Annotated in this window: 18 protein-coding genes and 2 pseudogenes; 10 read left to right on the plus strand and 10 right to left on the minus strand. The window is 40.5% G+C overall.

Going from position 1 to position 21667, the window contains the following annotated elements; genetic code table 11:
- The 4 genes and pseudogenes from QOL44_RS06890 to QOL44_RS11305 form a co-directional block, all read left to right on the plus strand.
- Complete coding sequence (locus QOL44_RS06890) at positions 1 to 1266, plus strand: Y-family DNA polymerase (protein ID WP_009059782.1); 1266 nt, start codon at positions 1 to 3, stop codon at positions 1264 to 1266.
- Between the two features lie 433 nt (positions 1267 to 1699).
- Positions 1700 to 1957: pseudogene (tnpA, locus tag QOL44_RS11300) on the plus strand (IS200/IS605 family transposase); the annotation flags it as partial.
- A gap of 55 nt (positions 1958 to 2012) precedes the next feature.
- Positions 2013 to 2393, plus strand: a complete 381-nt coding sequence (locus QOL44_RS06895) for a transposase (protein WP_009059779.1) — start codon at positions 2013 to 2015, stop codon at positions 2391 to 2393.
- A 12-nt stretch (positions 2394 to 2405) separates the two neighbouring features.
- Positions 2406 to 2705, plus strand: a pseudogene (locus QOL44_RS11305) (hypothetical protein); the annotation flags it as partial.
- A 325-nt stretch (positions 2706 to 3030) separates the two neighbouring features.
- Here QOL44_RS11305 and QOL44_RS06900 read toward each other — a convergent pair.
- Positions 3031 to 4287, minus strand: a complete 1257-nt coding sequence (locus QOL44_RS06900) for a glycosyltransferase (RefSeq protein WP_009059775.1) — start codon at positions 4285 to 4287, stop codon at positions 3031 to 3033.
- Between the two features lie 453 nt (positions 4288 to 4740).
- Positions 4741 to 5070: a Slp family lipoprotein gene (locus tag QOL44_RS06905; RefSeq protein ID WP_048814707.1), complete on the minus strand. Its 330-nt coding sequence runs from the start codon at positions 5068 to 5070 to the stop codon at positions 4741 to 4743.
- A 1-nt stretch (position 5071) separates the two neighbouring features.
- Between QOL44_RS06905 and QOL44_RS06910 the strand changes: the two genes are divergently transcribed.
- Positions 5072 to 5284, plus strand: coding sequence for a hypothetical protein (locus QOL44_RS06910; protein ID WP_048814706.1), 213 nt, complete (start codon positions 5072 to 5074; stop codon positions 5282 to 5284).
- 689 nt (positions 5285 to 5973) lie between these two features.
- Here the strand turns inward: QOL44_RS06910 and QOL44_RS06915 are convergent.
- The gene (locus tag QOL44_RS06915; RefSeq protein WP_244229085.1) at positions 5974 to 6786 is read right to left on the minus strand and encodes a hypothetical protein; all 813 of its coding nucleotides are present in this window, start codon (positions 6784 to 6786) and stop codon (positions 5974 to 5976) included.
- Between the two features lie 350 nt (positions 6787 to 7136).
- Here QOL44_RS06915 and QOL44_RS06920 point away from each other — a divergent pair, with 350 nt between their 5' ends.
- Positions 7137 to 8252 carry a hypothetical protein gene (locus QOL44_RS06920; protein ID WP_009059770.1) on the plus strand — a complete coding sequence of 372 codons (1116 nt, stop codon included), beginning with the start codon at positions 7137 to 7139 and terminating at the stop codon, positions 8250 to 8252.
- A gap of 317 nt (positions 8253 to 8569) precedes the next feature.
- Here QOL44_RS06920 and sixA read toward each other — a convergent pair whose 3' ends face one another.
- Entirely contained in the window at positions 8570 to 9052 is a 483-nt protein-coding gene (gene sixA / locus QOL44_RS06925) for a phosphohistidine phosphatase SixA (protein WP_009059768.1), read from the minus strand.
- A gap of 241 nt (positions 9053 to 9293) precedes the next feature.
- Here sixA and QOL44_RS06930 point away from each other — a divergent pair, with 241 nt between their 5' ends.
- Complete coding sequence (locus tag QOL44_RS06930; RefSeq protein ID WP_009059766.1) at positions 9294 to 9581, plus strand: CCDC90 family protein; 288 nt, start codon at positions 9294 to 9296, stop codon at positions 9579 to 9581.
- Between the two features lie 503 nt (positions 9582 to 10084).
- On the opposite strand, the gene QOL44_RS06935 is transcribed toward QOL44_RS06930, so the two are convergent.
- Positions 10085 to 11974 carry a heavy metal translocating P-type ATPase gene (locus QOL44_RS06935; protein WP_009059764.1) on the minus strand — a complete coding sequence of 630 codons (1890 nt, stop codon included), beginning with the start codon at positions 11972 to 11974 and terminating at the stop codon, positions 10085 to 10087.
- Positions 11975 to 12451: 477 nt separating this feature from the next.
- Between QOL44_RS06935 and QOL44_RS06940 the strand changes: the two genes are divergently transcribed.
- Positions 12452 to 13486, plus strand: a complete 1035-nt coding sequence (locus QOL44_RS06940; RefSeq protein WP_009059762.1) for a hypothetical protein — start codon at positions 12452 to 12454, stop codon at positions 13484 to 13486.
- A gap of 20 nt (positions 13487 to 13506) precedes the next feature.
- On the opposite strand, the gene QOL44_RS06945 is transcribed toward QOL44_RS06940, so the two are convergent.
- From QOL44_RS06945 to QOL44_RS06960, 4 genes are read right to left on the minus strand one after another with little or no spacing between them, the layout of a single operon-like run.
- Complete coding sequence (locus QOL44_RS06945) at positions 13507 to 14196, minus strand: hydrogenase expression/formation C-terminal domain-containing protein (RefSeq protein ID WP_048814705.1); 690 nt, start codon at positions 14194 to 14196, stop codon at positions 13507 to 13509.
- Between the two features lie 10 nt (positions 14197 to 14206).
- Complete coding sequence (gene cybH, locus QOL44_RS06950) at positions 14207 to 14902, minus strand: Ni/Fe-hydrogenase, b-type cytochrome subunit (RefSeq protein WP_009059759.1); 696 nt, start codon at positions 14900 to 14902, stop codon at positions 14207 to 14209.
- A gap of 11 nt (positions 14903 to 14913) precedes the next feature.
- A complete protein-coding gene (locus QOL44_RS06955) occupies positions 14914 to 16713 on the minus strand; it encodes a nickel-dependent hydrogenase large subunit (protein WP_009059758.1) in 1800 nt (599 codons plus the stop codon).
- The gene (locus tag QOL44_RS06960) at positions 16706 to 17824 is read right to left on the minus strand and encodes a hydrogenase small subunit (RefSeq protein ID WP_009059757.1); all 1119 of its coding nucleotides are present in this window, start codon (positions 17822 to 17824) and stop codon (positions 16706 to 16708) included. Before QOL44_RS06960 ends, QOL44_RS06955 begins: the two co-directional genes overlap by 8 nt.
- A 324-nt stretch (positions 17825 to 18148) precedes the next feature.
- Here QOL44_RS06960 and QOL44_RS06965 point away from each other — a divergent pair, with 324 nt between their 5' ends.
- Positions 18149 to 19345 (plus strand): NAD-dependent formate dehydrogenase, encoded by a 1197-nt coding sequence (locus QOL44_RS06965; RefSeq protein ID WP_009059755.1) that lies wholly within the window; start codon positions 18149 to 18151, stop codon positions 19343 to 19345.
- A 67-nt stretch (positions 19346 to 19412) separates the two neighbouring features.
- On the opposite strand, the gene QOL44_RS06970 is transcribed toward QOL44_RS06965, so the two are convergent.
- Positions 19413 to 20042, minus strand: a complete 630-nt coding sequence (locus tag QOL44_RS06970; RefSeq protein ID WP_244229084.1) for a rhomboid family intramembrane serine protease — start codon at positions 20040 to 20042, stop codon at positions 19413 to 19415.
- Between the two features lie 291 nt (positions 20043 to 20333).
- Here QOL44_RS06970 and QOL44_RS06975 point away from each other — a divergent pair, with 291 nt between their 5' ends.
- A complete protein-coding gene (locus QOL44_RS06975; RefSeq protein WP_009059675.1) occupies positions 20334 to 21590 on the plus strand; it encodes an FIST signal transduction protein in 1257 nt (418 codons plus the stop codon).
- Positions 21591 to 21667 lie beyond the last annotated feature (77 nt).

Below are 21667 nucleotides of genomic sequence, written 5' to 3' on the forward strand. Positions count from 1 at the left end.
ATGAATAAGCAGAAAAGATTTGGCCTCATCGACTGCGATAACTTTTATGTTTCCTGCGAGCGGTTGTTTAATCCTTCTCTGGAAGGCAAACCGGTGGTGGTGCTTTCAAATAACGACGGTTGTGTTGTCTCCAGATCTAAAGAAGCTAAGGCCCTGGGGATTCCGATGGGAGCTCCTTTTTTTCAGTGGAAAGAGTTTTTTCAATCCCATAAGTTGATAGCTCTTTCGAGCAACTACACTCTCTATGGGGACATCAGTAGCAGGGTCATGGAGCTTGTCGAAGCCTCCGCTCCTTTGGTAGAAGTGTACAGTATCGACGAGACCTGGGTGGACCTAACGGATAGCCCTTCACCCTATGAATATGCAAGGGAATTAAGAAAAAAAATCTGGAGGTGGACTGGCATTCCCGTAACCATAGGCATTGGGCCTACGAAAACGCTAGCGAAAGTCGCTTCAAAAATTGCGAAAAAAATGGATAATCTGCGGGGAGTCAATTTTCTTTCTAACGAGGATCAAATAATCGCAGCGTTGAGCATCATAGATGTAGAAGATGTCTGGGGGATAGGCCACAGGCTAGCTGCAAAACTAAAAGAACTTAAGATCCACAGTGGCCTTGACTTGAGGAATGCGGATCCTTTCCATATAAGAAAACTATTCTCCGTGATGCTAGAACGAACGGTATGGGAACTAAGAGGGATAAGTTGTTTTGATTTCGAAGAAAACGCCAAACCGCCAAAGCAGATCCTTTCATCGCAGACTTTTGGAAAAGCTCTTTTTCAACTGGACGAGCTAAAAGCAGCTATGGCTAATTTTGTGAATGAAGCCGGAGGAAAGCTCAGACGCTTCGGTCTGGCCGCTGGAAGCATGACAGTATTCGTCAGGCATGGGTCTTTTCCCGGGCAAGTAACCTCAGCAACTCTCCGGTTTATAGAGCCAGTGGAAGATACGATCACTCTGTTGGACAAAGGAGAAAGTCTTCTCCAGTCCGTTTACAAACCCAACAGAACCTATACAAAATCAGGAGTACTTCTTTTCGATCTTCAGCCAAGAGAAAATCATCAGCTCGCTTTCTGGTCGAGAAAAGAGGAAAAAGAAGAAAAATTACGTACTCTTTCTCAACTTTTGGATGATTGGTCCATGGGGAGAAGCAAGCCAGCCCTGAGGGTAGGAACAGAACTGTTCAGCGAAAATTGGCGGCTGCGAGCAGAAAGGAAAACCCCTAGCTACACGAGCAGATGGAAAGAAATTCCCACAGTCCGGGCCTGAACTCTGGAAAGTTAAGAAATTGGCGTTTTACGAGCTTATAGCTCGATGCCAGAAAACCCAGCGCTCTTAAAGATGTATGCCAACAGTCCGGACAGGACAAAAGGAAGGATAAGCAGGATAGGAAACGTCTGCTTTTGTAAAAAGGCGAGCAGAGGATGTACAATGAAAATTAGCGTAATGAGACGCAGCAAAAACAAAAGACAATGTAGAGCGTATATAGGTAGGCAATACAAGGATCGGTTCTGAATAGCAAAAAGAGGATAAAAAGAGGATATAGAAAGACAGGGTAACCTGTTGGAATTATTTTTAGTAAAACAGAATAAGAAGTTTACGAGTGAACGCCGGGAAAGGCCACACTTTTAAGAGTGGGATGAGAGGCGATCTCATAATGAGATATATTGCAGATATCTCATGATTGTATTATGATGTAACTTTGGACGGGAAACGATGGAAGCGATCAAAAACAGCCGTATACAATATTGGTTATCAGCTCATCTGGTGTCCCAAATATCGCCGTCCGGTTTTGGTGGGTGAAGTAGCGGCAGCGGCTAAAAGAGCTATTGCACGAGAAAGCCAGAAAAATCGAAGTGGAGATTGTGCAGGTAGAAGTTATGCCTGACCATATACACGAGTTCGCAAAGACCATTCCAACGAACAGCCCCACTTTATCGTACAGCAGTTGAAAGGCTACCCTATAGAATATTAAGGGGAATTTCTATTATAAATCGATTGGTGGAGAAGTAGGAGTGGACTTTGGTATTGATTCGAAATTAACTCTATCTAACGGGATAAAGATAGACTTTGAATGGCAAGAGTTCACTAGGCTCAAGCGACTACAGAGAAAACTCACAAAGTTGAAAAACGATTCAAAGAATAAGAGCAAAGTTCAGAATCTTCTTAAAAAGGAACATGAGGAGATAAGAAACAAGCGAAAGGATGCCCAGAACAAGACTTTAGCATTTCTTAAACTACACAGAGGAGTTGTCTTCCAGGAAGATTTTCTAAAGGATTGGGCAAGGCTCTTTGGCCGTCAGGTTCACGCCTCGGGTATAGGCGAACTGAAATCGAGGTTGAGGAACAGTCTTGAAACGCCTGTCTTCATAGGTAGATATGAACCAACTACTTAAGAGTGCTTTGCCTGCGGGAAACGACATAAGCTATCGATCTCAGACAGAACTCTCAAATGTTCTTGTTCCTGGGCTAGCGACCGTGATATTAATGCCGCCCTGGTTATTTTAAGAAAAGGGCTTGGCTTGAGCTATGATCAGACCGTAGGGCTGGACCGTTCCGAACTAACGCCTCTGGAGAAGGAGACCGCTGCACGGATACTGAGAAGTAATTCTCATATTCGTGGAAGTTTCCTTCGAGGAAAGAGGAAGCCCACCCTTTTAAAGGTGGAAGGAGGTCACAATTATATCAGAGATAAGCAGAGGAATTAACTAGTGATTTCTTTGCAGATATCCTTCTTCAAAAGAAGCAACGTTTGTCAGTGTAAAATGAAGCCTGTAAAGGAGCAAGATGATAAGATGGGAGGAAGAGAAACAGTCTTACATTACTTTTAGTTAAACGATGCGACCAAGCTATTTTTTCATAGTTGGCGGCCAACTCATTACATGCCTTACAACGCTGGATGCGTATCCTTAAACACTATAAAAAGCATAAAGGTACCAGGTCTCTATAGTTTTATTCTCTTAACCCATACTTCACATCAGATAATATAAAAAACACAGCAAGGCAGACACGGAAATGATGATGATTGGTCATTCAATCATTCTTTTTATTAATCATTTCATTGAACTGTCGACCCACTTCCATTAGCTTTTGAGCATAATGAATTGGCGTGTGATGAGCTAAAACATATTCCTTTGCCCTATTGCCCATTTTTATAAGTTCAGATCGGTTAAAAAGAGACATTTTCAAAATTTCCTCCAGCTCTTTTTCAGCAGACTCCGGATTAAGCTTGAAAACGAGTGTATTGGGCAGCTCTGCATACCAGCCTACGTTTAAAACTACCACAGGCTTAGACAAAAGCATTTGATTAAGCAGCGAACTTGATGTTTCTCCCATTGTCGGATCCCTTAAGGCAATGCAGAGATCAACGCATGAAAGAATTTCTTGCACCTTTTCAGGCTCTTGATATCCAAAGATCTTCACAATGGCTTGCAGTTTATATTTTTTCGCAAGACTGTGAATATTATACCAAAAGAATGTCCCTCCAACGATCCAGTATTCCATATGCTTTTGCAGCATGGGATTCGATTGCAATACCTTGAACACCAGTTCATAGGCTTTATTAGGAAGCACATAGCCGAAAGTTGCTGCAATGAGTTTTGGTCTGTCCTTTGGAACCGAAAAGCTATACGAGTTGGACCGCAAAGAAGCCAGAGCCTCCTCAGGCAACGTATAAGGAAGATCAATCTTAACAACCGGTTTCGATAAAAACTTCTTTTTAATGTTTTGCAGAGCAAAATCAGAATGGACGACCAGCGCAGATGCCTTGGAAATGACTTCTTCATTCATTGGGTACCAAAGGATGGAATGCTCTACATAAATTTTTTTTAAAAAATTCAAGATGGCCGTACGCCTATCTACTGCTGTGTTTGTTGTGATCAAATCCAAAGCGTATAATTCTTTGAATTTTTCTATGTAGCCTGAAAAATTTCTTTTTTCGATTAAATAATAACCAGCGTAAAAGAACTGCAGCACGTAATCGTGCAGAATCACTATTCCAGGATATCTCAACAACAACTCGTAAACATAGGAATGAAAGCGAAAATCATTACTCATGTTAAAGAAGACTAGATCACAGGCTTCCACTTGCTCCAACACCTTCCAATTGATCCGAGCCTTTTCGACATACCGTACAACCAGACAATCCCTAACCAAGGATTCCGTTGGCCAATAATCTTCCACAAATAAGATGAGTTTGGAAAATTTCTTTAAATAAGTCAGAACATTACGACTGAAATCAGCAATCCCAGATTTTTTCGGAGGTAAAGGACTAAACCAAGCGATTTTCACCTATGTAAGTTTTTCCAATGCAATTATCTCCATCTTTCAGATGAAACACAACAATTTCTTCTTAGGAATAATCCTTTCGGCTATTTTCTCATCATTTATCAAGGGAAAAAATCGATATTGGTTCTTACCTATGAAACATTCTTTCATATGGGCTTGATTGGTTGACGGCTGAAAAAAACAGCAAACCAAAATAAAGAAGAGAAAGCAACAAAAGAATCAGAAAAACATAAAAACTGGTTTTTCCGGATTCCTTTTTTGATGGATCTTTTTTCTCATCATTTTTCATTACTGCTAGAAGATTGTAAAAGAAGATCAGTTTCTATTAAAGAAAGATACCCAACAAAACCATTGAAAAATTTTTGAGAATATATCTTAGGATTCCTAAGGTGATTAATAGTCTTTAAAATTTATTCTCATTCCTATTGATGAAGAGCATTAAAAAAATCGATATATCTAATAAGTATCTGCCCAAAGATGAATATGTGAAGCAGATATTACTGGGTATTTATAGAATCTTTTTCCGATGATTCCTGGCTGTACGCGACTTAGTCTTCCTATTACAGTTACACTTTTTCCTCTAGTATAAATGGTAGGGTCTAGAAACTTTCTGGTGGAGACTAGAAACCTTCCATAGCTCAAGTCCGTTGTAAGAGGCACCTTAAAGCTTTTAGATAGGGGTTTGTGAATGACCTCTATTAAAGATCTATCGGGTAGGTTTTGAACCTGAGCAATGACTCCTCCTATAAATAATCGAGTTCCAATATAAGCTTCGGGATGAGCCATAATGGCAGAAAAAGAAGGTTCGGTTTTAAGAATGAGCTTTTCTTCTTTAGTAAAGGGACCTGCTAGAGAAAAAGTTGCTGTAGAAAAAAAGAGGAGAATGCAAAATAGGAGAGACTTTATCCCCATAAAAAAAAATATTCAATTTATAATTAAAAAAGAAAATTTTCTAAATTCAAAAGAATCAATTTTCCAAGGTGCTAAAAGCTTTTTTTAAGGAAGGTTAAAAAACGTTATGTTGATCAATCATGAAAAATTGTCTGCATACTTTTTACCTCTGATCAAATGATGGTTTGAACATACTTACGGTGTTCCCATGGATGTTCAAAAAGTGCTTTGGCCTATTGTAGGAGAAGTGAAAAATGTTGTCGTATCTTCTCCGACGGGCTCAGCAAAAACTTTAGCAGCATTCCTTGAAGTTATTGGACCTATGACCTGACTATTGAAAAATCTACGCCGAGATTGTCAAAAGCCACTGAGCCAGTTGTTCCAACTGAAAAAAATGAAAAGCTTGTGAGAATGTTGCTGCGTCGTTACGGTATTTTTTAAAAACTCTTCGATGAAGAAAAAGCTTATTATGCGCTATGGGCTCAGTTGCTCTCTATCCTTAGGCTTATGGGAATGCAAGAAGAACTCTTAGCCAGTCAATTTATCAATGGAATCGGTGGAAAACAGCTCTTGCTATCTGAGGCCATTTCAATGCTTAAAAAAATAAAAGAAAAGGCACCTGATCCCTTCTAACCTCCATATCAGCTTTTGATCCCTCCTCTCTTAGCGAAATAATTGAGAAGCTAGTCAAACAGTAAAATAGACTCGTTCATTAAAAAAAAGAGCTGTCACAGATCTTTAAAACAAATGGCCTCCAACAAGAGGAAAATTTAGCATAGAAACTGAAAGTGATAATTATTAAGACTCAAAGTTTTCGTTCTCTGCCTTTAATAAGAAAATATGGTCTTTAGGGTCATAGTCGAGCTTTTCCAGCTGCTTGGCTTTTCTTCGGATCAAAGAGGTCCACCAATTTGAAATTTGGCGAGTAGTTTTTCCAAGTTTACAGGCAAGATCCTTATTAGAAATTCTGCCTCCTGCTTCAGCCAGTATAGCCAGAACTTTTTCTGTCCTTATATTATCCTGTCCTCTTCTAGAAGATTCCACAAATTTAAAACGAGATTTTTCAAGTTTGATATTTTTTAACTCCTTCCTATGTCTGCTTAAAAACACCCTTAAGGAACTCGATTTGACTCCTAATTTAGCAGCTAAGTCATCGATATGTATTGGAGCTTCTTTAACAATTTCAATAAATTTTTCTACGGTCAGCCGGCTCCGACGTCTTAGAAAGGGTGGGATGACTGCAGGCTGAACGATTTTTTTCCTTGCGATCCGTTCTTTTCCAACAAACTCAATATCCTGCGAATGCACCGTAAGCATTTTCCCTATGGTATCCTTTGGACAACGAAGTTTATCAGAGAGCTCATCAAGACTAATTCCTGATTCTCCTGCTTCTTCAATCATCTTTAATAAAACATCCAAAGACGGTTCTGGAGATTTACTCTCCAAAGTCTCCACACTCATATTCTGTAATTTGTCATTCGCAAGATGTAACGAGACAATAGATTTAATAAGCTCGTTGACTAGATTGATAGTTTCATCCGGCAAGGTTCGAAGTTGAATGGCTGTAGCCAAAAATTTTTCATAGGCTTTCATAATAAAAATATGAATCAAAGCTATTAATAATTACAAGATAGAATACAAAAAAATCTTCTTTTTTTGTAGTATGCATGCCTTCATATTGAAACTTCAGAAGCCGTCTCTTCGTTAAAACCTTAAAAATATTTCATTGATTGTATAACTTTTTTAGTTTTTCGATTTTTTATTGACAGTACCGAGTTATTGATTTAATGCTTCCATTCTTATTTCTAAAAAGCTGTTCGGTTCTCTATTATAGATTAGCTGTAAGGATTGGGCAGCAAATACAATCTTTTCCTACTCTTTGGAAAATATAGAAGAACTTCTATTTTAAGGAATAGGAAATAACTAAGGATTCTCTGATATATAGAAAGGTATAGTAATTTATGATTTTCTCTTCGTTTGTTTCCAACCGGAAAAACAAAAGGGTCCCCAAGGATTATGAAGATTGGGAAAAAAATTTTCCAAACCTGTTTTTTTTAGAAGCAAATCAACCGAAAGTTGAAAGCTATTTACAATCGATCCAATTTTTAAACCCTAAAGAATCGATTTTATCCTTAACAACTGAATCGGCACATAGAATAGATAAAATTATCAGAGTAGAAACCTCACATAGAACATTCCTTTTAAAACAATCCAGGCCATGGATTGATTGTTGTCCTTCCAATCGAGCACCTATGAGCCGAATCTTGAAAGAAGCAGAGTTTTATTTGCTTTGTTCCAAAGATCCTATACTGAGAAGCTATGTGTCCTCTCTCCTTTATGTGGACCGAACAAACTATTTGCTCATCTTATCAGAGCTCGGGGAAAAAGATTGCTCAGCAATCTATGAAAAAGAGCCCTTCTCTTTCGACGAACTAACTTCCCTCCTCGATTTTTTATCTTATCTGCACTCTTCCTTTTACAAAAAGAAAATGATTGTAAAATTCGAGAATCAAGCAATGCGTAAGTACCACTGGAGGAATCTTTTTGTTATCCCCATGAAACAAAAAAAATCGCTTTCGGATTGCAAAGAAAACGAAAGTTACGACTGGCTTAAACGAAAGTTTCTTACAGACTGGAAATTTTATTCAGCGATGAAACAAGCTTCGTATCGCTACTTAGACCAAGGTCCAACACTGATTCATGGAAATTTTTTACCCCCAAGCTGGATCCGTACGAGAACCGGTATTGGCATATCCGATTTTGAATCGATGATTTGTGGGAGACCAGAAATCGATATAGGTCTACTTTTATCCCATCTTCTTCTAGCTGGATTAGTGGAGCATTTTTTTTATGCTTTAAACTATTATAAATTACCAGAGAGCTTTGAGATAACTTTTGCATTTAAAATCGCTGGAGCTGAAATCTTTCGAAGATGCATAGGACCAGGCGCTTTAAGATTTCTTACACCTCAAAAAAAAGAAAACCTACTTTCTACAAGCTATAAGTTACTAACCGAAGAAAAAGATGTTCTTTTTAAATCGATTCGTAAGACGCTTAACCGGCAATTGACTTTTTAGCCAATCTGCACACTGTCAAATTAACTGACAAAAAAATAGCTGATTTGGATAGGCAGACTATACAAGAAAAAATACCGCTTGCCCTTAGCTCTATCTATCATCATCCCCTCTCCATAAAAGGATATCCATAGACACTATGTGTTTGCTATAAGCTTTTGTTTCTTGAATTACAGATAGAGACCTACGACTAAAGTTAGTGGAAAGGCTGACTATAAGACTCTTTTTTGTTTTTTTTTCTGCTTTTTTACGAATCTTTAGCTTTAAGGCCTGCAGAGAGTAGACCCAAAGGAGGAGTCTGGATTATAAAGAAAATATTTTTAATACCTACGTAGTTGACTCTGACGCAACATAAATCTCAATTCCCAGATACCTAGTCGAAGCTGTTCAGATCGAATGGCAGCGACTCCTCCTTTGTCAAAAGGAAAAGCCTGAGGTCTACTGGCACCAATAAAATCGGATAGAAACTCAGCAAGACTTGGCATATGACCTATAAGAAAAAGAGAGGATTGGCTATCGTACTTTTTAATCACTTCAAGCAGTTCAGAGGAAGAATGCCCATTCTCCAGTTCAGGAATGATCACCACTTCGTTTTCAAATTTCAATGTCTGAGCTATAACCTTTGCCGTTTGCAAGGCTCTGTTTAAAGGGCTACTGAAAATTACATCAGGTTTTATTCCAAGCTTTTTAAATCCTTTTCCTACAATCTTTGCTTCTTCCTTACCTTCAGGAACCAAGTTTCTCTGAGCATCCGTCTCTGCTTTTGGTTCCGCTGTTGCATGACGAATCAAATAAAGATTCATAAAGGACACCCCCTTGTAGATTCTTTTCTTTTTACATCCTTTTCCCTGCTTAGGTCAATGATCAGTTCCTCTGAATAAAATGACGAAGCACCTAACAATAAAGTTTTTTCTTAAGCTTAAGAGTAGGCTTATAAAAAACTATAAACCCATTCACAAAGCTTTTTACTTCCAGTTTTCTTTTTTAGAATGCAAAGAACCATATTAAAGACGAACTTTTTATTCAACAAAAGGAGAAAAAAAAATGGCTTCCACATTTGATACCCTAAAGCTCAGTAAGCGGCTAGAAGAAGCTGGTTTGACTCAAAAACAAGCAGAGATTATCTCTGAAGTACTTGTCGAAGGATTTCTTGAAGAAAACAAAAAAACCGACTCTTTTAACGCAGAACAGCGGCTGGAAATGCAACTGAGTCTTCGGATGGATAAACTAGAATCAAAAATTGAAAACCTCGATAAACGCCTCTCCCAATATTTTGGATTACTCATGGGAAGCATCGTTCTTTTAGGCATCATTTTAAAAATCCATCTCTGAAAAAACCCCTCTGAGAAATGCGTTCTCAACATCTTAGTCCTAGAAGTCCTCTCTAAAGGTCAGTTGATAAAACTGTTTGACTTTTCTAAAAAGAAAGAAAGTGGCAACAGGACACTTGAGCGGTAGTGGAACAAAGTATTAGAGAAGAGCCATCAGATTGCCAAAGGGAACGATAATGGAATAGAAGAAGAAAAGAAAGAAATGGCATTAGGTCTATATAAGATATGAAAAACTATCTGACAAAGTTTTAACAGACAACTTAGGAAGACAAATGAAATGACAGTACACTATGGCAACAGATTTTTAGACAGGAGATAAAACGCCGGCAACAAGATTAGGACTAGAAGACATAAGACTGAAGTTTATTCTAGAAAAACAATTATGACGTTCTTCCTATTCAATGTAAGTATTCTTTGATGCTAGCTAATAAAAGAAATGAGCAGAGGACAACAAGCTTGGAGTTTCCGAACGAAGCAGAAAAGGGCAAAAGAAACAGAATCTTATTAAAAATCTTTGATAGTTTTGGGTGGGAAAAGGGTTCTGAGTGCATTAAGCAATGAGAATACATCGATGATTTCTTGAAAGATTGCTCCTTCTACTGGACTCAATCCTCCTGTGGCCGCAATGCCCATGCCCATGCAGCTTAGCATCATTCCACCAATTGCACTCTGTAGGGCAATCATCCTCATTCTTCTACCGATATGGAGAAACTCGTCAACCTTCATCAATGTATTTTCCATGATAACAATCTTAGCCGCCTCTGTAGTCGGCTCACTATTTGATCCCACAGCAATCCCAACCGTTGCTGCCAACATGGCTGGAGCATCATTTATGCCATCGCCTACAAACAATGTTTTTGCTTGACTAGTCTCATTTTTAACAATTTCTAGTTTTTGCTCTGGACTACATTGGGCATATAGAGTGGAGACCCCCACCTGTTTAGCGAGATAACTGACTTCAGATTCTCGATCACCAGAAACAATGAGAACTTTTTTAAATCCATGTTTAGCTGATAGATGAGCAATAAATGGTTTACTTTCTTCTCTTGGAGCATCTCTAAAGCGAAAAGTAGCCGCATAAACCTCATCGATCAACACCACGCATTCCAACCCTTCGCTTTCTCTAGGCATCTGTTCTAGCCCCTTGATATCAGAAGACAACTTGGATCGGGCTGTGATCCTAACACTCATTTTTCTAAACAGGCCGCAAAGGCCTTTCCCTGGAGGTTCATGCACTTCAGAGAGCTCCATGAACTCGATTTTCTTTTCTGCAGCCTTTTGCAAAACAGCCGCTGCAAGCGGGTGTTTTGAGTATCGCTCTAGACTTGCAACCAAATCAAATACAAACCGAGGTTCAAAAAAGCTAGAATAAGATTCTTCCACAAGCTTAGGCATTCCATAAGTCAATGTACCAGTTTTATCGAAAATGGCTGTCTGGCATTTGCTGATGAGTTCTAGAGCTTGACTGTCTTTCACTACAATCGATCGACGCGCACAAAGTGAAATGGATCCTAGTATCGCTACAGGAATCGCCAAAAGAAGTGGACAAGGGGTAGCAATGACCATGACTGAAAGGAATCGAAGTGGACTGCCAGAAACCATGCCCGCTACAGTTGCAATAAAAATGGACAAAGGAGTATAAAAAGCCCCTATCTGTTCAGCAAGCCTTCTTATTCTAGGCTTAGCTTCTTCGCTTTTTCTAATGACCTCCATTATTTTTGCATATCGAGAGTCTTCAGGTTTTCTGAGAACTCGGATGCGAATAGCCGAATTCCCATTGATAGCACCAGAAAGAACCGTGGAACCAACCGTCTTTGAAATCATGAAAGGTTCTCCAGTCAAATAACTTTCGTCCATAACCGTTTTGCCTTCGATAACGACACCATCGGCTGGACATATCTCGTGCGGATAAATGATAAGCTCGATTCCCTCGATCACCTCTTTCAAATCGATATCTTTAATAGAACCATTTCGTTTTTGATGAGCTACTGTAGGCATCCTTCGGGCAAGCGCTCTCAACACTGCAGAAGCATGATAGATAGCCAATCTTTCTAATAGTTGTCCACCGCTCAACATCAAAATCACTATTGCTCCTGCCAAATATTCTCTAAGAAGGAAAGAGCTAATGATCGAAATTCCAGCCAGAAGGTCAGAACCAAACTCAAAGCGAAACAATTTCCATACCAATTCAATGAGAAGAGGGATACCACCGATTCCGTAGCTAAAAAAAAGAGGCAAAGTCGCAAAAAACGGGTCTAGCTTCAATAGATACCGTAGCACCACATACGCAATAATAGAAAAAAAAGAGCTAAGAGCGATAAGCTCAGTTCCTTTCTCTATAAATGTAAATGTCCTTTTTTGCTCCACCGTTTTTCTGTGTGTTTCTGGACTCATAGGCAGCTTCTTTCTAAGAATTGCATCCCACTGTCCCTAAATCAAAAAGAAAGACGAATTCTCTAATGACATTGTTCTATCAATTATCTTTCCATCGCCTTTAAACTCTAGAGCTTTGGTTTACTAGCAAAACAGGTATAGAGAAGCGGTAGGCAACCACCCAGGAAGATCATTAAGATTTTATCCGGCTTACAAGATCTTGAACATAGGCTAAGATCGGACCGATTATTGTATGGTTCATTGGGAATTGGTTCTATCAAATAGATAACCATTCATCTACGTTCGACCAATGAATAAGGCAAATGATAAAAATGCTCTTAGGTTCATTCTGAAAAAAGATGGAAACATTGTTGGAATCAGAGGGATAAAAATAACAACACAAAGCAACCTATTGAAAAGCAAGGACTAAAAATTGTACTTTTCTAAACTTTTCTCTAGTATAGATCTTATTTAAAAAACATTGAATTTAGAAAAATCTTGAAAAGTCTAACAAAGAAAATCATTATCCTTTCTAGCATTTTTTTATACTCACTTATCCTTTTCCCTCATACTCGCACTTGGTCACAGAACACCCACAATTCTAAGAACATACTCCCCTTTGCTGAACTACATAAAAAGGTTTCCATACTAGGCACCAAACCAAAGAACGTCTGGACCTATGGGGTATTCACAGCTTGGGCACCGGTGAAGGATGGGGTATTTGCGGCTGGTTTTCCTAAGCTACTCAGTTATAGTTTTTTGCAAAAAATGAGTGCTTTTACAGTGTCTCCAACCGAAGTCATTGTACAAATGGCTATTTGCGAAACAGCTTTTGCCATTCCTGGGCTTAAAGAAGGAACACGATTTGAAATTACTGCATCAAATCCAGCACAGGTTCTGGAAATGATTCAAGCCGGCTCCTTTTATGCTAGGCTAAGGCTTTCCTCTGCTCCTAAAATTCTATCGATTCCTAAAGCCGAAAAATTGAAAAAAAAGGAAAAGCAACCTAAGTCAATGAATGGAGTCGGCTCTACTGAGGAAGTGTTTGAAGAGGGAGAAGCAGAGACAGTACAAAAAAATAGCAACAATAGTATAGAAAAAGGACCGTTGATTGTTCACTTTTCGGATATTGGCAAAGCTTTTAAAAAAAGAGGTATACACCCAAATGATACTTGGACTTATGGGAGGTTTTCTGTGGATTCTCCCTACAAGGATGGGCTTTTTATTGCGCATGAAGCTGGTCTAGCCACGCGTCGAATTATCGAAGGAGTGATCAGTGCCGGCATCATCTTTCCTTTTGGGGAAAGGTATGATAGTGCGATATTTTCTTCGAGGCTGCCACACCTAAAAATCGACAAAAAAGATATCATAGAAATCACTAAAGACCATCCAGCAGAGGTAAAAGAAATTGTTCGCGCTGGAGGACTGATCGTTCGGATCGAACTTGCGGATCCTCCAAAGGTTGAAAAAGAAGGTTCTTCAGATGGGGCCAAGGACTTTTTTGCTCCACTGATTCGAATTTTCTCTCCCTAGCACCTTCTCTCCTGCAATGATTAAATGGATAGCTCTTGTTGTAGCTTTTGTATTCTCAAGATACTTCCGTCCAAATCTTCTCTAGCAGCCTTTACTATGGCAGGCACTTCATCGATCTCAATCGCTTGAAGTAAGCTTTTGCCTGCTGAATTAAAATGCTCGATCCACCAGATATTTTTGTACTGACTATTCTTGATTAGACAGTCCCCATAACCTTTGATGCGGATAAGTGTCTTTCCCAAGCCCAAAGTCGACTCTAAAAACTCCTTATCTTTCAGGGATAGTGGTAAGAGGCTAAGCTGGATAACCTGAGGTTTTTTTTCTATTTCATAGTCTGTCGCCAGTCGATTGATTTCTACAAGAAGGTAGGGGGAGTTCATGAGTCCACCACTGAAAGGAGCAAGTTCTTTAAGAGAAAACTTGGGAATAGGGGGAAGAGACCTTTGAGTTTTCAATAAGACAGAAGGCAATTGGCCTACTTCAAGCCATTGAAGCTGATTGGAAAGACAAACAGCCCAAAGTCCAAGAATTTGAGTCTCGAAGATAAGAAGAGGGAATGGTTCATCAATAGTGATTTCGACTTCCCCTACACTTAGAAAATTTGCAACTGATTTGATATCGGTGGGGGTGCTAAGAGATATTTTTTCTGATTCCTTCCCACTCTTTGCCTTAAGGAAAGAATAGAAAATTTTTTCAAGCAGTGTCTGCATTTTTCTCAACCTACGGTCGATCATCCCGAAGAGTCCTCCAACCATTGATCATCGTTTCGATGACACTGACTCTCCCCAGAATATCCTCACGAATCACGACATAGACATGAAGCAGTATAAAGATGACAAACACCCACATTCCCAAATGATGAAAGGTATGCAAGTTTTGGCTGCTACCGAAGATTGGAAGGACCCAAATTGTAAACAAGTAATATGCCCATGTCCCCATCCCATCCATTTCTCCAAACAAAGCCAATCCAGTGATAAGCATGAACCAGTCTAAAAGGAAAACAAAAAACGTTGCTAATCGATTCAAAGGATCAGCTCCAACATATTTTATAGGCTCTTTTTCCAAAAATAGGTACCATTTGATTTTTTTTAACACTTCAGCCCACCAAAAACGATCAAACAAAGGCAAAAGAAGAAAATCCCTTCCGAACCTATTGCCAGCAAGCGCCCAATAGATTCTAATCATAAGTCCAACATCGAACAGAAGTGCTGCTACAAAATGAACGTACCGGATAAAGGCAAAATTATAATGACCGAAGGCTTCTCCTCCAATGCTTTGCGGAGGATGCGCAATGAAATACCCACTAAGGGCCAGGACGAAAATAGATGCCGCATTAATCCAATGCCAAAGCCTTAGGGGGGCTTCATACACATAGACCTGTTTTGTCTTAAGAGTCTTTTCTTTAATCGGCTTCATAGGCAATGCTTTTAAACCACTCTCAGTTGGGCCAGCTTCCTTCCTTTTGCATCGATGAGATGGGTGGAACAGGCCAAGCAAGGATCAAAACTATGGAGGATGCGTAAAATCTCTAAAGGTTCTTCTGGCTTTGCTAATGGGGTATTCAGAAGAGAGGCTTCAAAAGCTCCCATCTTTCCTTTTGGATCTCTAGGCGAGCCATTCCATGTGGTGGGGACAACGGCTTGATAATTTTCGATTTTTCCATCTTTTATTCGAATCCAATGACCAAGAGCCCCTCGCGGTGCTTCTACCAAGCCGACACCTTTGGACTGAATAGGCCATCTGGCTGGATCCCACTTGCTAGTATCAGCTGTTGCCGTTTGACCGGATTGAATGTTTGTAAGGAGGCGTTGATAAAATCTTTTGAGCAGCTTTGCGCAGAGAGAAGCCTCCAATGCCCGAGCTAGCGTTCTGCCTAAAGTAGAAAATAGGGCTTCTAAAGGGAGCTCCAATTGACGAAGCGATCGTTCAATCAGTTCTTTAAATTCTTCTCTTCCCGAAGCATAGCCGATCAGAAACCTTGCTAACGGCCCAACCTCCATAGGCTCTCCTTTAAACCGCGGGGCTTTAATCCAAGAGTATTTACCTTGCTCATCCAGCTGTTGGATAGTTGTTCCGCTTCCCTTGGTGTTTGGCCCTAAGACAAAATAAGGTTCAGTGATCCCCTCCCAAGGATGCCTGCTTTCGGCAGGATCAGGATACTTGTACCAAGAATGAAAAACGTATTCTTGGATTTGAGACGAGTCCCTGGGATCGACCTCATGGATGTTTTTCAAATCCCCATTGAGGATCGCCCCTCTAGGAAAGCAGAGATTAGCTGAGGAATGATCGCCAGCCTGCTCAGGGATTTCTCCATAAGAAAGAACATTTTTAGAAGATAGACCGCCGCCATAAAGCCAATCTTTATAGAAGGAACCAATCGCAAGAATATCTGGCAGATAGACCGTTTCAACAAACTCAATCGATCGGTCGATAATCGAAGAGACTAAGTTGAGCTGACTCATATTAACGGGTGCTCCAGCTCCCATAGTTTCGTCGATATTAATAGCACAGGGCACACCGCCAACAAGCCAATTAGGGTGAGGATTTTTTCCACCAAAAACCGTATGGATTTTTACAATTTGTCTTTGAAAATCCAAAGCCTCTAGATAATGAGACAGAGCTAATAGATTGACTTCAGCAGGCAACTTATAGGCGGGATGACCCCAATATCCATTTTTAAACAACCCCAACTGGCCACTTTCCACAAACTGCTTAAACCTATTTTGGATGTCAGAAAAATACCCTGGGGAGGATTTGGGGTAAGAAGATATTTTCTGAGCAATTTCAGAGGTGGCTTTGGAGTCAGCCTTTAATGCGCAAACAACATCGATCCAATCGAGTGCATGCAAATGATAGAAATGGACTAAATGGTCCTGAACCATTTGTGCTAAATGCATAATATTACGGATACAGTTGGCATTGTCTGGAATTGTTATGCCAAGGGCATCTTCTACAGCTCGTACGGAAGCCAAAGCATGCACGCCCGTACAGACCCCACAGATTCTTTGAGTAAATGCCCAGACATCTCTTGGATCCCTGCCTTTGACGATCAGTTCAATGCCACGCCACATGGTTCCACTAGAGACTGCGTTTCGGATTATATTGTTTGCATCAATATTCACTTCACAACGCAGATGGCCTTCAATCCGCGTGATCGGATCGATCACAATCCTTTGATCAGAGGTGTTCAACGGAGAACTACGAGCAACTTTTTGCTGGTCATTCATCCTTTTTTCCTTTTTGGTCTTTTAAAGAATCAGCCGCAGAGGTTTCCTCCCTTTTCTTTTTGAAAATCCCACTAGCGACTGCATGCGCAGCCATCCCCACGCCTGCTGCCCCAAGAAGGCTAAAGCCAAGTGTATCGGCATCCGTTTCTACCCCTAACAATTCGATCTTCGACAGCCTACTATAAAAAGGACCATTATCCCAGAATCCATCCTCCGAACAGCCAATACATCCATGGCCAGCCTGGATCGGAAACGAAACCCCTCCATTCCACCGAGTAGTCGAACAGGCATTGTAGGTCGTCGGTCCACGACAGCCAACCTTATACAAGCAATATCCTTTTTTTGCCCCTTCATCATCCCACTTTTCCACAAACTGCCCAGCATCAAAATGACCGCGCCTGTAGCATTTGTCATGGATCCGCTGACTATAAAACATTTTTGGCCTATTCTGAGAATCCAATTCAGGGAACCGATCAAAAGTGACCATATAGGTGATGATTCCCGTCATAACTTCAGCAATAGGAGGACAACCTGGAACACGAATAATCGGCTTGTCTTGGATGATTTTATGGATAGGTGTCGCCCCTGTAGGATTAGGTTTTGCTGCTTGCACACAACCATTAGAAGCACAACTACCCCAAGCAATCACTGCTTTAGCATCTTTTGCCGCCCACCGAAGTTGTTCTATGAACGGTTTGCCTCCAACTATACAAAACATTCCATTTTCTTTGGTTGGGGGATTGCCTTCAACGGCTAAAAGATACTTGCCTTTATAATTTTCAACTGTTTCTTTTAAGGACTTTTCAGCCTGCCATCCGGAAGCAGCCATGAGCGTCTCATCATAGTCAAGAGATATCATCGATAGGATCACATCTTTAACAAGGGGATGGCCTGAGCGAATGAAGGATTCTGAACAACAAGTGCATTCCAGGCCATGAAGCCATATGACGGGTATTCTTGGCTTGGTTTCAAACGCATGGAGAATTTGCGGGACTACATCTATTCCAAGCCCCAAGCTGAAAGCTGAAAGAGTACAAAACTTTATAAAACTTCTTCTGCTAATTCCTTGTTTATGAATCAGCGCATAAAAACTTTCTTCTTCGTACTTCATTAGCACTCTTTTTCATCCATTATACCTCAGCCCCTGGCTCTCAACAATTGAGCCTAAGCCTTGAAAAAGGCTCTTCGAATGACCTATAAAAACCATCTTCTCCCTGACAATAATACTAGGGTTTTCCACGCTTTTACTCTTGGGAGGACTCATACGATAAATCCCATGAAATAAAGAATCAGCGCTAAAAATATAATTTGTAAAAAGATAAATAATATTAATTATTTTTATACATTACCAAAATTTAAATTTTAAATAATATTTTATTTACTTATACTTCTTTATGATGTATAAATTTTATTAATTAAACCAAAGGAGAAAAATATGGCAAAAGTACTTTGTGTTCTTTATCCCGATCCAGTGGATGGCTATCCAAAATCTTACATACGGGATTCGGTCCCTAAAATTGAAAAGTATCCAGATGGTCAAACGGTGCCTAATCCTAAGCGGATTGATTTTGTTCCAGGAGAACTCTTAGGATCTGTCTCGGGAGGGCTCGGTCTAAGGAAGTATCTGGAAGAACTTGGACACGAATTTATTGTTACTTCGGATAAGGACGGACCGAATTCTGTTTTCGAAAAAGAGCTACCCACTGCTGACGTAGTCATTTCTCAGCCGTTTTGGCCTGCCTATTTAACTCCAGATCGCATTAAGAAGGCTAAAAATCTAAAACTGGCTATCACAGCAGGGATTGGTTCGGATCATGTGGATATTCAGGCAGCCATAGAAGCGGGCATAACTGTAGCCGAAGTTACCTATTCCAATAGCATTAGCGTTGCTGAGCATGTGGTGATGATGATTCTTTCGCTTGTGAGAAATTATCTTCCTGCGCATGAATGGGCTGTCAAAGGAGGATGGAATATAGCCGATTGCGCCGTAAGAGCTTATGACCTGGAAGGGATGCATGTCGGTACCGTAGCGGCAGGAAGAATCGGTCTGGCCGTGCTTAGAAGACTAAAACCCTTCGATGTCCACCTACACTATACAGATCGGCATAGGCTTCCTCCTGAAATCGAAAGGGAGCTTGGTGTCACCTATCACCCAGATGTTTATTCTATGGTTCCCCACTGCGATGTCATCACCATCAATTGTCCTTTGCATCCTTCTACTGAGCATCTTTTCAACGATCAGCTTATTGAAAAATGCAAACGGGGAGTTTTTATTGTGAACACCGCCAGAGGGAAAATCTGTGATCGAGATGCGGTGGTAAGGGCTGTGAAAAGTGGTAAAATTGCAGCCTATGCTGGAGATGTTTGGTTCCCGCAACCGCCTCCCTCCGATCATCCCTGGAGAACTATGCCTTACAATGGGATGACACCCCATTACTCAGGAACAACCCTTTCGGCTCAAGCTCGATACGCTGCTGGCACAAGGGAAATTTTGGAATGCTTTTTTGAGGGTCGACCGATTCGAGAGGAATATCTGATTGTAAAAGGGGGCAAGCTTGCAGGAGTCGGTGCCCATTCCTATACAGCAGGCAGCACCACAAAAGGGGTGGAAGAACTATTAAAAAATAAATAAAAATACAGGTTTTTAACTAATACCTACGGCTTTTTCTCCATTTCGGAGAAAAAGCCGTTTTTTTCTATCAGTCTTCGATCGGAAAGATGTTCTTGAGGATCCAGCCCACCCCCACTCCTGCGACAAATCCGCCCACATGGGCCCACCAGGCCACTCCTCCTGCAGCCATACTTTCTGGACTCATAGCCATAAGAGAGCCACTGAAAAGCTGCATGAAAAACCAGAATCCTAAATAGAAAACCGCGGGAATCTCAGCAAAAGTATACCATCCAAAAAAGGGAACTAGGGTGATGATCCGGCTATAAGGATAAAAAACAAAATAAGCGCCTAAAACGGCTGCAATGGCTCCAGAAGCTCCAATAATAGGTAAAGTAGAATGCGGATCGGAGGCTATCTGAACAATTTCAGAAACAAGGCCACCGAAGAGATAAAAAAAGAGATAACCTATGTGGCCAAATCGATCTTCGACATTGTCTCCAAAAATCCAAAGATAAACCATATTCCCAAGAATATGAAAAAACCCCCCATGGAGAAACATTGAGCTTATAAAAGGAATGTAACGGTGAGGATCCAATGTATCTCCGCCAAATTCAGTCCAATAGACAAAACGAACAGGCACATTGCCATAATCCAGAAGAAAATTTTGAAGTTGTTTTCCACGAGTCAACTCGTAAATAAAGACAAGTATATTGGTCAAAATTAAAAAATTATTTACATATGGTCTTCTTTTACTGGGTATAGTATCAGCAATGGGAATCATACAACACAAATTGCTTTTCTAATGATATCTTTTCAAAAGCCGAAATCCTACAAAACAAACTATAGATTTATTTTCTTAAAAATCTTAAAAATACCTATCCCCAAAACAAGCATTTTACCTAATTCTCTACAAAAAAGAAAATGCTTGCCTCAGCCTGTTCCAACTTACTATTTTTAGAATAAGCAACTCGTTTTCCTTTTTGTTATTTTTCCACCTTTTTTCTCTAACATGAACACGATAGATAACTCTCTTGTTAAAACAGCTCTAGCTTATGGAAAAACTGTAGATGAAGTCCTTGATGTCCTTCAAAAACAAGGGATTCTCAAGCCTGAATTCACAATTTGTTTTATCTCAAGCACTTTCAATCAGCAACAGGTAGTCAGTCAAATTAAAAAGTCATTAAGCGGTCATCTGTGGGGACTGTCGAGCGCTGGAGAATTTAACGGCATAGAAGAAGCTATGACTTGTGGGGGTATTTTCCTGCTCTCTGTTGAGCCATTAGCAAACGTCTTAAAATCCAATGTTTCCTATGGGACCATTGGCGTCGACGCTGAAAACAGCGCCAAAGCCATCGTACAAAAAGCCTTTGAAGGACTTCAGTTTGATCCTGAACTGCTCTATCTAGGATTTTCAGGGAAAAAACCGGCGGATCTGCTTAAAGCTACTCCTTTCTCTCTTCTTATCGCTCATTCTCAGATTGGGACCGAAGAGAAATGCCTAAAAGGCATTTGCGAATATGTTGGGCGCGGGGTCCGAATTTCAGGTGGGAGCGGAGCTGACTCCCTCTATTTAGAAAGAGTCACGGAGACCTACTGTTATGCAGACGATAAGGCAGAAAAAAACGCTCTCTCGGTTCTTTCCCTAGCCACTACGCTGAAAAATGGAGTAGGCATAGCGAATGCTTTCCGTCCCGTACCAGGCAAAGGAGCGTTTGTGACAGAAAGCTTTGGAAGAGTCGTCTATTCTTTAAATCACCGCAGAGCTGCTGATGTCTACATGGAGTTGACGGCTTCTTCCTCATGGCAAGAAGCCTTTCATGCTTTTAATAGTCATCCTTTAGGAATAGTAGAGCCAGTCAGTCACTATTGGCATATCCATAGCCCGGCTGCTATTCAAAAGGATGGTTCGATGGCTTTTTTTTCTGAAATTCCTCAAGGCTCAGGTGTATCCTTGCTCGAAGCTGATTCTCAAAGTCGGATTGAATCTACCCGTCTGGCCGTACAAAGAGCCATAGCCGATGCTGGTTATCCTCAAAAAATTGCCGCAGTCGTTCTCTTTAACTGTATCCTTTGCCACCAACAGTCCGAAAGACTTAAAACCGGGAGAGCAGAAATCCAAGCTGTCAAATCTTTAGTCGGCGAAAATGTTCCCCTGATCGGAGCTTCGACTTATGGGGAAACAGGCTACACTATCGCAGGCACTGTAGGCCATCACAATCAAACTACAACTGTCTGGCTTCTAGGCGATGAGCCGATTACACGTTAATGCCCCTTAGCTGAGTTCAAAAAGAACTAGAGATTGGATTTCATGCTGAAAGCTCAACAAGGAGCCCTCGTTCCCTA

This window comes from Candidatus Methylacidiphilum fumarolicum, assembly GCF_949774925.1.
GTDB lineage: Bacteria > Verrucomicrobiota > Verrucomicrobiia > Methylacidiphilales > Methylacidiphilaceae > Methylacidiphilum > Methylacidiphilum fumarolicum.